Source organism: Pseudomonas sp. Larv2_ips, assembly GCF_963879675.1.
Taxonomy (GTDB): domain Bacteria; phylum Pseudomonadota; class Gammaproteobacteria; order Pseudomonadales; family Pseudomonadaceae; genus Aquipseudomonas.
This window is the reverse complement of sequence record NZ_CAWOAW010000031.1, coordinates 649,260-650,331: the sequence shown is the minus strand read 5'-3', so window position 1 is coordinate 650,331 and position 1,072 is coordinate 649,260. Positions and strand designations below refer to the sequence as shown.

Annotated in this window: 1 protein-coding gene; it reads right to left on the bottom strand. The window is 57.2% G+C overall.

Going from position 1 to position 1,072, the window contains the following annotated elements; genetic code table 11:
* Positions 1-1,072 (bottom strand): immunoglobulin-like domain-containing protein (locus AACV02_RS28445; protein ID WP_256680480.1); only part of this gene is annotated, 1,072 nt, incomplete at both ends.

The following is a 1,072-nucleotide window of genomic DNA, read 5'->3' as shown; positions in this document are numbered from 1 at the left end:
CAGCGTGACCGTCACAGCGGTTTGCGCCGGGTTGGTCAGCGTCGCGGTATAGGTGATGTTGCCGCCTTCAACGACCGATGGGTCCGCCGTCAGGGTGACGGTGGTGGTGTCGATCGAGTCGGTGATGGTGGTCACCGCTGGAGCTGGGTTGGTCGCCAGGTTCTCGAAGTTACCGCCAGTGGCGTTGGTGATCGTCGTGTTGACGGTCGAACCGTTGTTGTAGACGTCGTTGGCTGGAGTTTCGAAAACTACAGTTCCGCTGGATTTTCCAGCTTCGATGTTGATCGTCTGACCATTGCTCAACGTAACCGTCACAGAGGTTTGCGCTGGGTTGGTCAGCGTGGCGGTATAGGTGATGTTGCCGCCTTCAACGACCGATGGATCTGCCGTCAGGGTGACGGTGGTGGTGTCGATCGAGTCGGTGATCGTGGTGACGGCTGGGGCAGTACCTGGAACCAGGTTCTCAAAGTTACCGCCAGTTGCATTGGTAATAGTGGTGCTGACAGTCGAACCATTGTTGTAAACGTCGTTAGCCGGCGTTTCAAACACCACCGAGCCGGCAGATTTCCCGGCTTCGATGACGATGGTCTGGCCATTGCTCAACGTGACCGTCACAGCAGTTTGCGCTGGATTGGTCAGCGTAGCGGTGTAAGTGATATTGCCGCCTTCAACGACTGACGGGTCCGCCGTCAACGTGACGGTAGTGGTGTCGATCGAATCAGTAATCGTGGTGACTGCTGGCGCTGGGTTGGTTGCCAGGTTTTCGAAGTTACCGCCAGTAGCGTTGGTGATCGTCGTATTGACGGTCGAACCGTTGTTGTAGACGTCGTTGGCCGGAGTTTCGAAAACCACACTTCCGCTGGACTTGCCCGCTTCGATGTTGATCGTCTGACCGTTGCTCAGCATGACCGTCACAGCGGTTTGCGCTGGGTTGGTCAGCGTGGCGGTGTAAGTAATGTTGCCACCTTCAACGACCGATGGGTCCGCCGTTAGGGTGACGGTGGTGGTGTCGATCGAGTCGGTGATGGTAGTCACCGCTGGAGCTGGGTTGGTCGCCAGGTTCTCGAAGTTC